Raw genomic sequence first — 13027 nt, forward strand, 5'->3', positions numbered from 1 at the left:
GGGCCGGTGAGGGCCGGTGAGTCTGGGGGAGGGGTGGCGTGGTGAGGCTGGGTGAGGGCCGGTGAGGCTGGGGGAGGGGTGGCGCGGTGAGGCCGGGTGGGGCGTGGTGACGCCCGGGGAGGGGAGCCGAGGTGAGGGCAGGTGAGGCGAGGTGGCGCCCGGCGAGGGTCACGTGACGCCGGGTGAGGTGTCGGGGTGGGCCAACGGGCCGCAACCGAGGCGTCCGCGGAGCGGAAGGCTCAGCTCCGACGGGGAGTATCAGGGGCGGGCGGCGTAGGGATCAGGGTCGAGGGACGGGTGCCCAGGTCGGGGCAGGGTGTCGAGCGGGACCGTGTCGCGGTCGAGCAGGAGTCGGTCTCCGTCGGCTGTGAGTCGGGCGAGTTGCACCACGGAGCGGCGCTGTGCCGGTCCGTCGCCGTCCCGGTCGGGGTGGGTGAAGTAGAAGATCCAGGCCGCGTCGGGTCCCGCGACGACATCGGCGTGGTGGCCGACGCCCTGGTCGTCCGCGCGGGTGCCGGATCCGTCGAGGATGCGGCCCGCCGGGGTCCACTCGTCGAGGTCGTCGGAGCGGAACACGTCCTGGCCGTCCCAGCAGTCGACGACCATCCAGTACCGGCCGTCCAGCTCGAAGACGTTGGGTCCTTCGTGTGCCCGGTGCTCCAGCACCGGACCCCGTACCCGCCAGTCGTACAGGTCGGCCGAGTCCGCGGCCCACGTGTACGAACCGTGGGCCTCGTCCTTGTACCACATGCGCCAGCCCGAGCCGCCGGGCAGCGGGTGGACGCAGGCGTCGATGACCTGGCGCGAGCTGAGGGCCACCGGCCCGGCCTGCACCCAGTGCCACAGGTCGACGCTGGTGTAGTGCAGGATCCGCCGGTCGTGTCCCTCCCAGCGGTCCGGCACACCACGGATGTAGCTGACGTACATGTGGAACACCCCGTCGTGCGCCCGCACGATCTCCGGGGCCCAGAAGGTGTTGGTGCCGGGCTCGAACGGGAGGCTGTCCAGCACCCCGCGGTAGAGCCAGTCGCGACCGTCCACGCTGGTCGCGACGCCGATCGCGGTGCCGTGCACCCAGGCGACGCCGGGCGCGGCCACGTCGGAGCGGCGCTGTGTGTAGAACATCCACCACTGCCGGCCGTCGTACTGCACGACGGGATCGGTCGGGCCCGCGTGGACAGGGTCCTCGTACAGGGGCGCCGGGGCGGGGACAAGGGAGGCCATGACGACCTTCTTCTGCCGGCGAGGGCCGGCTTCGTCGGGAGGAATAGGTCGAGCGAACCGTGTGAACCGGATGAACCGGGTGTTACGGCTGGGTGAAGCGGGATCAGGATGTCCGCCGAGTACATCGTCGTCAACCCTCCTTGGTCGTTCCTTTTACAGACCGACATCGAAGAGCGTCCCTGCGCATCCCCGCCGAGTTCGCGACTTTCGCAGGTCACAGCCGTCCTCCTCGTCTCTTCCTTCAGTCCTTGGGCGGGTTTCCCATGAGGCCGCTGTGTGACAGCGGAGTTCCAGTCCTTTGACAACGATGAATCTCCGGTGCGAAGCTCACCTCACCCCACCCCCGCAGACGAGGAGAGAGCCCCCGTGCCTCAGAGCCCCCACCGCGACCACCAAGCCACAGGTACGGCTCAGCCGGCCCTCGGTGCGGGGCCCGAACGGCCCGCCGGCTACCTCTTCGCCCACTTCACCGGCGAACACCGGCCCGATGGCGAGCGGATTCGGTTCGCCCTCAGCGACGACCCCCGCATGAACCGTTGGACGCTGCTTACCGGCATCCCCCCGCTCGCCCCCGAGGGCGGAGGTGCGCGGGACCCGTTCCTGGTGCGGGCCGCGGACGGCAGCGGGTTCCATCTGCTCGCCACCGATCTACGTGTCCACGGCAGCGAGGGCTGGGAATACGCGGTCGCCCACGGCAGCCGCGACCTGCTGGTGTGGCACTCGGCCGACCTGCGCGAGTGGGACGGGCCGCACCGGATCGAGGTCATGCCCGAGCGGGCCGGGTGCGTCTGGGCGCCGGAAGCCGTCCACGACCCGGAACGCGAGGAGTACCTGGTGTTCTGGGCGTCCACCGTCTACCCGGACGACGACCCGGGGCACGAGAGCCCGTCGTACCAGCGCATGTACTACGCGACCACCAAGGACTTCCGCACCTTCGGCGAGCCCAGGGTGTGGGTGGACAAGGGGTTCCCCGTCATCGACTCCACCGTGGTGGAGCACGAAGGATGGTTCTACCGGTTCACCAAGGACGAGCGTCTGCCCGGCACACCGGACGCCCCTGACGCCAAGTTCGTCTTCGTCGAGCGCTCCCGGGACCTGCACGCCACGGACTACGAGCCCGTCGCGAGGGGCGTGGGCCGTGGCACCGACGAACTGCCGGGACTGGCGTACGCCGAGGGGCCGATCGTGCTGCCGGCACCCGACGGCCGCGGCTGGCTGCTCCTGCTGGACGAGTTCCTCGGCCGCGGCTACGTGCCCTTCCGGGCCGACCGTCTGGACAGCCCGGTGTGGCTTCCCGTGGCAGACCCGGAGTTCTGCGTACTGCCCCCGGGGCTCCGCCACGGCTCGGTGCTGCCGCTCACCGAGGCCGAGTGCGCGGGGCTGCGCGGTCCCGTCCCGGCCGGAGCCTAAGGTTCGGTCATGTCCACGATGCATGACGTGGCCCAGCGGGCCGGGGTGTCACTGAAGACGGTCTCCCGTGTGGTCAACGGCGAGCCCAACGTCAGCGAACAGACCCGGCGGAAGGTCGACGCCGCCATAGCCGAGCTGGACTTCCGGCCCAACTCCGTCGCCCGCAACCTGCGCACCGGCCGGATCGACCTCGTCGGACTCGCTCTGCCCCACCTGTCCCAGCCCTACTTCTCCTCGCTCGCCGAGGAGATCATGCGCGAGGCGGAACGCCATGGGCTCACCGTGCTGATCGAACTCACCGAGGGAGACGCCGAGGCCGAACTCGCCCTGGTCCGCGAGCACGGTCCGCACCTGGGCGGGCTGCTGATGTACCCGGTGGGGCTGTCGGACGCCCAGGCCCTGACCGTGGCGCGGACCGTGCCGACGGTGTTCGTCTCCGAGCGTGCCTACGAGGCGCCCGTCGACCGGGTCGCCATGGCCAACCGGGAGGGCATCCGGGCCCTCGTCGGGCACATGGTGTCGCTGGGCTACACCCGGATCGCCGCTCTGGGCGCCGACCACACCGGCCGGCCCGAGCGGGCCGCCGCCCAGCTGCGCCTGGAGGGCTACCGGGAGGGACTGCGCGACGCCGGCCTGCCCTACCTCCCCGACCTGGTCCTCGAAGTGGGCACCCCCCACTGGAACCGCCAGGAGGGCGCCACCGGCATGCGCCGGTTGATCGACTCAGGCGTTCCCTTCGATGCCGTGGTCGCCTTCGCGGACGCGCTCGCGCTGGGTGCTCTGCACACCCTGCAGGAAGCGGGGGTGAGGGTCCCGGCCGAGGTGGCCGTCGCCGGGTTCGACGACACCGACGACGCCCGGTACGCCCAGCCGTCGCTCACCTCCATCGACCCCGGCCGGGCCCAGATCGCACGGGAGGCCCTGGCGCTGCTGAACGACCGTATGAACGACCGGGCGACCGGTACGGTCGAGCGGGATACCGGGCGACTGGTCGTCGCCGACCACCAGTTGAGCGTCCGTGATTCGACTCTGGGAGGGATGGCCGCATGGGGCGGAGCGTGACCATGCGCACCGTGGCCGAGAAGGCGGGGGTGTCGACGAAGACGGTCTCCAACGTCATCAACGGCACCGGCTCCTTCAGCCCGGAGACGGAACACCGCGTCCGTGTGGCCGTCGAGGAACTCGGCTACCGGATAAACCCCTTCGCCCGCGGCCTGCGCTCGCAGCGCACCGGCACCATCGCGCTGGTCATCCCGAACGTCTACCAGCCGTTCAACGCGGAGCTGGCCGAACAGGTCATCCGGGCGCCGGAGACCCAGGGACTGAAAGTGGTCGTCGAGACCACCCGCGGGGACGCCGACCGGGAACGAGCCGTCCTGTCCACGTCGCACAAGGAACTCGTGGACGGGGTCATCTACGTACCGCAGGCCCTCACACCCGCGGAGTACCTGCCCCTGCCCCTCACCCAGCCCACCGTCGTCCTCGGCGAGCGCCCCGCCCAGGCCGCCGGGATGCCTCTGGACTACGTCGAGATCGCCGACGAGCAGGGCGCGCACGCGGCCGTCGGTCACCTGCTCGCCCAGGGCCGGCGTCGTATCGCCGCCCTGTGCGAGCAGGAGGCGCCGCGCGCCGGCGGCCGACGTCTGCACGGCTATCGCAGGGCGCTCGAGGACGCCGGGGTCGCCTATGACGACTCGCTGGTGATCGGCGTGGACAACGCCGACCTGTGGTCCTCCGGCGCGGGCGCGGTGGCCCGGCTGCTGCGCACCCGCGTCCGCTTCGACGCCCTGTTCTGCTACAACGACGTGGTCGCCATCGGCGCGCTGTCGGTGCTGGCCCGAAGCGGGATCTCCGTTCCGGACGACGTGGCTCTGGCGGGCTTCGACGACATCGAGGCGGCCCGCTTCGCCTCACCGCCCCTGACCACTGTCGACCCGCAGCGCGCGTCGATCGCCCGCAGAGCGGTGTCGCTCCTGCGCTCCCGCATGGACCTGGAGGACTTCCGCGACCTCCCCGGCCGCCGCGACAGCGCCGGGTTCGTCCTGCGGGTACGCCGGTCGTCCTCGACCGCCCCGAACCCCTCTGGGACCGGCTCCGGCTGAGCACGCGGGAGGGTTGCCGATCGGGGGGTACTTGGATGGACGAACTGGACTTATCGCCCATGCGTTCCCATTTGGAGGACGATCATGACCGACCAAACTCATACGACCATGGAGTCGCACCCGGACATCATGGAGATGCGGGAGCGCCATGCCCGTGCCGAGCGCGCCGTGACGACCCAGCAGGGTCAGGCTGTCGAGGCGATGGCCCTCATCACCGGGCTGTACCTGGCCGCTTCGCCCTGGATCGCGGGTTTCAACGGTTTCAACACCCTCGCCATGAACAACCTGATCACGGGCATCGCCTTCGCGGTGCTGCTGGGCGGCTTCGGCCACGCCTATGAGCGCACCCACGCCAGGGCATGGGCCGCCGCGATGATCGGCCTCTGGACCATCGTCGCGCCGTGGGTCGTGGCCGGGAATGTCGACACCACCCGCACCGTGGTCAACAACATCATCGTCGGCATCGTCGCCCTGCTGCTCGCGCTCGCGACCAGCGCCGCGGCGGGCGCGGCCGACAAGGGCAGCCGGGGCCGCTCGACCCGGATGCCTCGCTGACGCGGCCGGGCCGACCGGACCGTAGGCGGGACGGCGACCGCGATCACGTGGTCGCCGTCCCGGCCCGACGTGCCCGGAGCCGACGGCTCAGATGCCGTGGGCGGCGAACGCCACGACCTGCGTCACCTGGCGTGCGGCGAAGTTGTCGTCGGACACCAGTACGTCCGACAGGTCGCTCACCAGAACGGACGCTAAGGATCCAAAACGTTTTGCACAACCCGAGTGACCACATACCTGCTCGACACGTCCGCGCTGTGACACCGCACTGACCCAGCAGGTGCAGCATCCGCCTGATGTCCATGCCGGTGTGCCCGTCCTCCAAGCGGAGAACGGGCACATCCAGCCCCCTGCGGCCACCACCGCACCGGCCCCCTCCTCCGGGTGCCGTGGTGTCCATCGCCGAGACCGGCTCTGGGGCGGGGACGCTAGAACAGTGCCGCGCAGGAGTTGGCGTCACCGACGAAGCAGACGTACAGCTTCACGTCGCGGACGTTGTGCCCGTTGCCGCTGACGTAGGCGGAGTTGCCGTTGGCGCCGTCGCTGTCCGAACCGAGCTTGGTGTAACTGTGGTAGTTCCACCCTCCGTTCTCCCACTTCTGGTACGTGGTGTAGAGCCCCGCGCCCTTGCCGTCGGCGCAGTTGTCCGAAATGGTGAAGTTCCAGTTGGTGTCGTAGAGCCCGTAGCCGCCGGCTGATCCGACCTGCCAGTAGTTGTACGAGCCGTCGACGGAGGCGCAGCCGTCCCACGTGCTCTTCCAGTAGCTCGCCGCCTGAGCCTGGCCGGAGAAGGCCATGACCAGACCCGCGGCGGCGGCCGCGATCGCGATCTTCTTCTTGACGCCCTTGAGCGTGATGCCACTGACCCTGACCATGGCTGTCCTCCTGGGGTGATGATGTTCTTCGGCGCGCTGTTTCCTGTCCTGGACCAAGGTGCTCGGCCGACCGTCGGCGAACCTTGTACGAACGTTGAATTGGCTGGTCGAAGGCGCCGTGCCAAGGTGAGCACCTGAGACTCAAGGGAGCGCCGTGACAGTTGAGTTCGATGTGCTCGGCAGCGTCGAGGCGCGAGTGGACGGCCGAATCGTCGATCTGGGTCACGCCCGGCAGCGATGTGTGCTCGCGGTGCTGCTCGTCGACGCCAACCGGGTGGTCTCGGTGGACCGGCTTCTCGAGCGTGTCTGGGCCGACCGCCCCCCGCAGCGGGCCCGGAACACGCTCTACGGTTACGTCTCCCGGCTGCGGCAGGCGCTGGCCGTCGCCGAGGGGGTGGGGATCGTCCGGCGCTCCGGTGGCTACGTCCTCGACGTCGAGGCGACCGCAGTGGATCTGCACCGGTTCCATGACCTTGCCGGTCGAGCCCGCGCGGCCGTACGGAACGAGGACGACGAGCAGGCCGCGCTCCTGTTCGGGCAGGCACTCGGCCTGTGGCGGGGAGACGCCTTCGCGGGTCTGGACACCCCTTGGTTCAACGTCCTCCGCGACCACCTGGACAAGGAACGCACCGCAGTCGAACGGGACCACACCGACGTCCGGCTCCGCTGCGGTCACCACACCGGACTGCCGGCCGAGTTGTCCGCCCGGGTGAAGGCACACCCACTGGACGAACGACTGGCCGGCCAGTTCATCCTCGCCCTGTACCGGGGTGGGCGCCCGGCCGATGCCCTCGGCCACTACGAGCGCACCCGGCTCCTGCTGGCCGACGAACTCGGCTGTGATCCCAGCCTCCCGCTGCAACGACTGCACCGGCAGATCCTCACCGTCGATCCCGCGCTGAACGTCCAGGCCGCCGACCCTCGGGCCACGCGCACCACGGGATCCGCACGCGCCCTCGTACCGCGCCCCGCGCCCCTGTCCCCGGCGGAGTCCATCAGGCGCGACGGCGGCGCACCGCCCGGTCCGTCGACATCGAGACGTCCCCGGACCGGGCGTCAGCTGATCGGACGGGCGGCGGAGTTGGCGCTTCTCGACGGTGCGATCGAGGACGCCCTGGCCGGGGCCGCCGGAGTGGTCGAGGTGGTCGGGGAACCGGGCATCGGGAAGACCCGGCTGCTCGGTGAACTGGGCGAGCGCGCGAGGCAGCGCGGTTTCGTGTCCCTGGCCGGACGCAGCGTGGAGTTCGACCGGGCTCCGTACGGCGCGTTCGTGGACGCCCTGGACGACCACCTCGGCACCGTGGACTTCGGCCGGCTCCGGAAGGACGGAGCACCGGCCGGCGCGCTGGCTCTGCTGAGCACGGTCTTCCCCGCGCTCGGTGAGCGTTTCCCGGCCGGCCCGGAGCCGGTGACGGTCGAACGGTACTGGTTCCACCGGGCGGTACGGACGTTACTCGAGGCGGTGAGCGCGGACGGCGGTCTCGTGGTCGGCCTGGACGACCTGCAGTGGACGGACGAAGGCACGGCCGAGCTGATCGACCATCTGGTGCGGCACCCGCCGAGGACACCGCTGCTGCTCGCCCTCGCCTACCGGCCCCGGCAGGCCCCGCCACGACTGGCCGCGGCGCTGGCACGGGCCGGAGCGGAGGGGCGGCTGGCCAGAATCGAACTGGGCCCGCTGTCCCCGGCCGAGGGAGCGGAACTGTGCGGGGCCAGAGCGGAGCACTGGCGTTTCAAGCGACTGTACGAGGCCAGCGGCGGCAACCCGTTCTACCTGGAGGCGCTGACCCGGAGCGCCGACGCACAGGGCTCGCAGGCTGTCCCGGCCGATCCGGGGCCCCTGACCGGCGAGCTGCCGCAATCGGTGCGCGCCGCGCTGCTGGAGGAGTTGGGAAGTCTGTCGGCCACCGTGAGGGTCTGTACGCAGGCGGCCGCGGTGCTCGGCGACTCCTTCGAAGCCGACATGGTGGCAGTCGTCGCCGGGACCGGTGAAGCACAGGCCCTTGCCGCCCTGGACGAGATCGCGGAGCGGGACCTCGTCCGCCAGACCGGCTCCACCCGCCAGTTCCGGTTCCGGCATCCGCTGGTGCGGGCGGCGGTGTACCAGGGGGCGGGCGCCGGCTGGCGGATCGAGGCGCACACCCGGGCCGCGGAGGGCCTCGCCCTGCACGGCGCCCCGCTGACCGCCCAGGCCTCGCACGTTCAGCGTTCGGCGCGCGTGGGGGACGAACACGCCGTCGACGTACTGGTAGGGGCCGCCCGGCAGGTGTTGACGATCGCACCGGCCACCGCCGCGCACTGGACGCGGGAAGCCCTGCGGTTGCTCGGCGAGCGGAGCCGACAGCGGCCCGAACTGTGGCTCCAGCAGGCCAACGCGCTGGGTATGGCCGGACGACTGCTGGAGAGCCGCGACATCCTGCGGACGGCCTCCTCCCTGCTGCCCGCCGGGGCACGGGACCAGCGGGCCCGGCTGACCGCCCTCCGAGCCACCATGGAGTGGGCGCTCGGCCGGTACGAAGAGGCCACGGCGCTGCTGCTCCGGGAGTTGGCGGACCACGACGGCCGATCCGGTCCCGAGACCGCCGACCTGGAGTGGGGCGTCGCGGTGGTGGCACTTCGTAGGAACGACTTCTCCACGGCCGTCCACTGGGGCGAACGCGCGTTGCACTCGGTGGAACGTCTCGGCGCCCCGCTGCGGACCACCGCGGTCCGCGCGCTCCTGGCTCTGGCACACACCTCCGCCGGCGACGCCCGGTCGACCGACTATCTGGACCTGGTGGTGGAAGCGTTCGACGACACCGATGACGAGCAACTGGCCGGGCGGTTGGACATCATCGTCATGATGGGCTGGACGGAGTTGCTCCACGAGCGCTACGACCGCGCACTGCGCCATCTCGGCCGCGGCCTGGAGCTGTCCCGTCGCACCGGCCAGAGCCTTGTGCTCGCCGATCTGTTCGCCGCCTCCGCCTACGCCCTCATGTGGCTCGGGCGTCTGGACGAGGCGGCCACGTATGCCGACGACGCCCTGGAGGCGGCATCACTCGTCGGCAGCAGCGAGCCACGCTCGTTGGCCGAGGTGGTGAGCGCGGCGGTCCTGATGTGGCGGGGAGACTTCGCCGGGGCACTGAAGATCTGTGAGGAGTCCCTCGCCCTGGTCGGCCCCGCGCCGGGCGCGCGCCGGTCGGCGATCGTCGGGATGCTCGGCCATACGCTGCTGCTCAACGGTGATCCGGAGGGCTGTGTCAGCAAGGTGCTCGAAGCGGGCGGCGGCCCGCACCTGCTCGGGTTCGAAGCACCGGTCCGCCCGACGTGGTTCCACTTGCTGACGGTCGCGAACCTGGCCCTGGGCGACGTGACAGCCGCCGAGAGCTGGGCCGACCGCGCGGCCGCCGCCGCGGCTTCTGACGGGCCGCCCGGGCGGCGCGGGTTCGCGCTGCTGGCCCGCGCCGAGGTGCAACTCGCCCGGCAGGAACCGGCAGCGGGTTCGACCGCGTGCCGGGCCGCCGCCGAGTTCCGTACGGCCCGGATGCCCCTCAACGAGGCCATGGCCCGGCTGACAGCCGCCACCGCGCTGGCGGCCTCCGGTCGCCGGGTCGAAGCGGTCGCCCAGGTGGAACGGGCGAAGGCCCTGTCTGTCGCGTGCGGTGCTCTCGCCCTGTGCGAAATGGCTGATCAGGAGCACCAGCGGATCGCCGGCCCGGCCGCGCTGCCGTCGACCGGGACCTGAGCACCCGGACGGCACAGGCCGGTGAAAGGGTCCGGCGTGTTTCGGAAACGTCACGAGGTCTTGTCATCAGGGCGGGCGTCGTGCAAGTGTCCGGCCATGGTTGCGTAACCATGGCTGGTTTCAAACGGGTCCGAGTGGCTTATTTCGGACTCTGGTTCATCATTGCCTCGGCTCAGGTGACGAACGAACCCGCACGAACCCGCACTCCGCCCTCCCGTCACTGGAGACGAGATGACCAAGACCCCGACGAGGTCGAGAAGACTGGCCAGTGTGCTCATGGCCGGCTTCGGCGCCACGCTCATGTTCCTGGGCGCCGCCCCCGCCCCCGCCCTCACCCAGTCGACCGGCGACGCGTCGGCCGCCTCGTACGCGCAGGGCAAGCCCGCGAAGGGCGGCACCAGTGACTTCCGCGGGGTCAACTGGGCAGACCCGCGGGACAACTACGCCACTGACGCCGTGGTGCCGAGCGGGCTGTCGGTGACCGACAGCTACCGCAGCGTGTACCGCACCACGCAGAAGATGGTGAGCGGGTTCAAGAAGAACCTGGGCGCCAACACGCTGCGCCTGCCGATCAACCCGGCGAGCGTGGGCACCACCTGGTGGAAGTCGTACCGCGCGACGATCGACGCGGCCACGGCCTCCGGTGACAAGGTCATCGTCAGCTACTGGGAGGCCAACACCAGCAAGGACGGGCTGGTCGACGACACGGCCGCCTGGAAGAAGATGTGGAACACCGTGGTGCGGGAGTACAAGCACAACCCGCGGGTCTACTTCGAGCCGATGAACGAGCCGCACGGCTACACCCTCGACCAGTGGGTGTCCGTCACCAGCGGCTGGCTGTCGAGCCACAAGGACGTTCCGCGCGGCCGTGTCGTGATCAGCGGCACCGGCTACAACGACAACGTCACCGGCGTCGGCGCGGCCCGCGAACTGCGCGGCACGCTGCTGTCGCTGCACTTCTACGGCTTCTGGAACAGCTACACCACGCAAGCCGAGTGGACCGCCGACCTCGAGGCGCGCCTCGGCAAGTACACGGACCGGACCATCATCGACGAGGCCGGCTCCCCGATGACCATCGGCCTCAACTACGGCGCGTGGAACGGCAACATCTACACCTCCTACCTCGCCGCCGTGGCCAACACCGCCCGCAGCAAGGGGATGGGGCTCGTCTACTGGCCGGGCCTGCGGTTCGACGACGCCTACTCGATCGAGTCGCTGGACGCCGACGGCAACCTCGTGGACAACAGCGAGACCGGCGTCGCCCTGCTGCGCTGGGGCTACGGCTTCGGCAAGACCCCGCCGGTCAACAACCTGCCGCCGGCGCCTCCCGGTGAGGTCCTGCGCGGCGTGGGCTCGGGCCGCTGTGTCGACGTGCCCGGCTTCAGCACGAAGAGCGGAACCCAGCTCGACCTCTGGGACTGCAACTCCGGCGGCAACCAGATCTGGAACTACGACGCGGACGAGCAGCTCACCGTCTACGGCAACAAGTGCATGACGGTGGGAGGCACCGGCTCGACGGCGGGCGACCCCGTGGTCATCGCCGACTGCACCGGCGCGACGGCACAGCAGTGGAACGTCAACGCGGACCTCTCCGTGACCAGCGTCGCGAACCCGGCGCTCTGCCTGGACGCGGCCGGAGCCGGCACCGGCAACGGCACGTCGGTCGACGTCTGGCTCTGCAACGGCAGCACCAACCAGCAGTGGACCCGGAGCTGACACCAGCACCTGTTGCTCCTGATCCCTGATCCTTGATCCGACCGTACGGGTCAGCGCCGCCGCTCCTCGCCCTCCGGCGAGGGCGGCGGCGTTCCGGTGCTGGCGCGCACAATGAGCCGGGTCGGGACCAGGGTCTTGTCGATCAGGTCGGGTCCGGTCCGGCCGATCTTGCTCAGCAGCTTCTGCAGGCTGAGCCGGCCGACCGCCGCGAAGTCCTGTCGTACGGTCGTCAGCGGCGGCCAGAAGGCGTGGGCCTCCTCCATGTCGTCGAACCCCACCACGCTGACGTCCTCCGGGATGCGGCGGCCCAGCTCGTGCAGGGCGCGCATGACCCCGAGCGCCATGTGGTCGTTCGCGGCGAAGATCGCCGTGACCTCCGGCCTTCGCCCCAGGGCCAGCCCGTGCCGGTACCCGGACCGCGTGGTCCAGTCGCCGTAGAGCACCGGGGGCGGGACGATGCCGGCCTCCCGCAGAGTGCGCTGCCAGGACTCCACCCGGTGGGCCGCGGAGTACGAGGTCGAGGGGCCGGCGATGTGCCAGACCTGCCGGTGGCCGAGTTCCAGCAGATGTTCCGTCGCCTGGCGGGCGCCCAACGCCTGATCGGTGTCCACCACCGTGTAGCCGGGGCCGGTGTCCGAGTCGACGACCACCATCGGGACCCCGGGCGGGAGGCTGAACTCCGCGTCGTCCAGGAGATGGGCCTCGAAGACCAGGATCACCCCGTCGACGGCGGCCTCACTGAGCCGGTCGTAGGCGCCGGAGATCCTGCCCATGGTCGGGTCGGGCACGGGGATGAGGGTGACGGCGTACTTGGCGCGGGCGGCCTCCCCGGCGATGGCGTCGAGTGTGCGTGTGTTTCCGAACGTCTTCAGCGTGAAGGTGATGACACCGATGGTGTTGAACCGGCCGCTCTTGAGCGCGCGTGCCGCTCCGTTCGGCCGGTAGCCCAGCGCCTGCATCGACTCGACGACCCGCTGCCTGGTCGCCGGGTCGACATTGGTGTGCCCGTTCGACACGCGCGACACCGTCTGCGGAGCGACACCGGCGTGCCGGGCGACGTCCGCCATTGACGGCCGGGGCGGCCTGGACATGGGCTTTTCCCCCATCACCATGATCCTTCGTTTCCCCTGTTCTCGGGCCCTGACAACAGCCTAGGCCCACCCGGGAAACGATCACGATGTCGGTGTCGGTCCGCGTCAACCGCCGGAGTCCCGCCGGAAGCCCGCCCGGGCGATCCAGAGGAGTGCGGCCGCCGCGACGGCCTGGAGGCCGAGGGACACCACGGTGGCGTGGCCCATCGGATAGTTCATGGGAACCAGTACTCCCGCCCCGACCAGGATTATCAGAAACGGAATCCACAGGGGATCGCGCGTTCCTCGGAGCTGCCACACGACCGCGCCCGCGGAAAGTATTTCCGCCAG

9 protein-coding genes are annotated in these 13027 nt (G+C 70.5%); 6 read left to right on the forward strand and 3 right to left on the reverse strand.

Annotated features, from left to right (window positions below; all coding sequences use genetic code 11):
• Positions 1–258 precede the first annotated feature (258 nt).
• Complete coding sequence (locus PV396_RS15660; RefSeq protein WP_319204951.1) at positions 259–1224, reverse strand: family 43 glycosylhydrolase; 966 nt, start codon at positions 1222–1224, stop codon at positions 259–261.
• A gap of 366 nt (positions 1225–1590) precedes the next feature.
• Between PV396_RS15660 and PV396_RS15665 the strand changes: the two genes are divergently transcribed.
• The 4 genes from PV396_RS15665 (at position 1591) to PV396_RS15680 (ending at position 5291) form a co-directional block, all read left to right on the forward strand.
• Complete coding sequence (locus PV396_RS15665) at positions 1591–2634, forward strand: glycoside hydrolase family 43 protein (RefSeq protein ID WP_319204953.1); 1044 nt, start codon at positions 1591–1593, stop codon at positions 2632–2634.
• A gap of 9 nt (positions 2635–2643) precedes the next feature.
• On the forward strand, positions 2644–3696 hold the full coding sequence (locus PV396_RS15670; RefSeq protein ID WP_319204955.1) for a LacI family DNA-binding transcriptional regulator: 1053 nt from the start codon (positions 2644–2646) through the stop codon (positions 3694–3696).
• Between the two features lie 2 nt (positions 3697–3698).
• Complete coding sequence (locus PV396_RS15675; RefSeq protein ID WP_319205549.1) at positions 3699–4736, forward strand: LacI family DNA-binding transcriptional regulator; 1038 nt, start codon at positions 3699–3701, stop codon at positions 4734–4736.
• A gap of 84 nt (positions 4737–4820) precedes the next feature.
• A complete protein-coding gene (locus tag PV396_RS15680) occupies positions 4821–5291 on the forward strand; it encodes an SPW repeat protein (RefSeq protein ID WP_319204957.1) in 471 nt (156 codons plus the stop codon).
• A 425-nt stretch (positions 5292–5716) separates the two neighbouring features.
• On the opposite strand, the gene PV396_RS15685 is transcribed toward PV396_RS15680, so the two are convergent.
• The gene (locus PV396_RS15685) at positions 5717–6163 is read right to left on the reverse strand and encodes a Tat pathway signal protein (RefSeq protein ID WP_319204959.1); all 447 of its coding nucleotides are present in this window, start codon (positions 6161–6163) and stop codon (positions 5717–5719) included.
• Positions 6164–6317: 154 nt separating this feature from the next.
• Between PV396_RS15685 and PV396_RS15690 the strand changes: the two genes are divergently transcribed.
• Positions 6318–9890 (forward strand): BTAD domain-containing putative transcriptional regulator, encoded by a 3573-nt coding sequence (locus PV396_RS15690; RefSeq protein ID WP_319204961.1) that lies wholly within the window; start codon positions 6318–6320, stop codon positions 9888–9890.
• A gap of 231 nt (positions 9891–10121) precedes the next feature.
• Positions 10122–11606 (forward strand): ricin-type beta-trefoil lectin domain protein, encoded by a 1485-nt coding sequence (locus PV396_RS15695; RefSeq protein ID WP_319204963.1) that lies wholly within the window; start codon positions 10122–10124, stop codon positions 11604–11606.
• A 50-nt stretch (positions 11607–11656) separates the two neighbouring features.
• On the opposite strand, the gene PV396_RS15700 is transcribed toward PV396_RS15695, so the two are convergent.
• A complete protein-coding gene (locus PV396_RS15700; protein ID WP_319204965.1) occupies positions 11657–12697 on the reverse strand; it encodes a LacI family DNA-binding transcriptional regulator in 1041 nt (346 codons plus the stop codon).
• Positions 12698–13027 lie beyond the last annotated feature (330 nt).

Source organism: Streptomyces sp. ME02-8801-2C (genome assembly GCF_033793965.1).
GTDB lineage: Bacteria > Actinomycetota > Actinomycetes > Streptomycetales > Streptomycetaceae > Streptomyces.

Bases quoted from the DNA above. Each gene is read 5' to 3' on its own strand.
- PV396_RS15685 (WP_319204959.1), bottom strand. From the start codon at position 6,163: ATGGTCAGGGTCAGTGGCATCACGCTCAAGGGCGTCAAGAAGAAGATC.
- PV396_RS15675 (WP_319205549.1), top strand. From the start codon at position 3,699: ATGCGCACCGTGGCCGAGAAGGCGGGGGTGTCGACGAAGACGGTCTCC.
- PV396_RS15695 (WP_319204963.1), top strand. From the start codon at position 10,122: ATGACCAAGACCCCGACGAGGTCGAGAAGACTGGCCAGTGTGCTCATG.
- PV396_RS15700 (WP_319204965.1), bottom strand. From the start codon at position 12,697: ATGTCCAGGCCGCCCCGGCCGTCAATGGCGGACGTCGCCCGGCACGCC.
- PV396_RS15670 (WP_319204955.1), top strand. From the start codon at position 2,644: ATGTCCACGATGCATGACGTGGCCCAGCGGGCCGGGGTGTCACTGAAG.
- PV396_RS15660 (WP_319204951.1), bottom strand. From the start codon at position 1,224: ATGGCCTCCCTTGTCCCCGCCCCGGCGCCCCTGTACGAGGACCCTGTC.
- PV396_RS15680 (WP_319204957.1), top strand. From the start codon at position 4,821: ATGACCGACCAAACTCATACGACCATGGAGTCGCACCCGGACATCATG.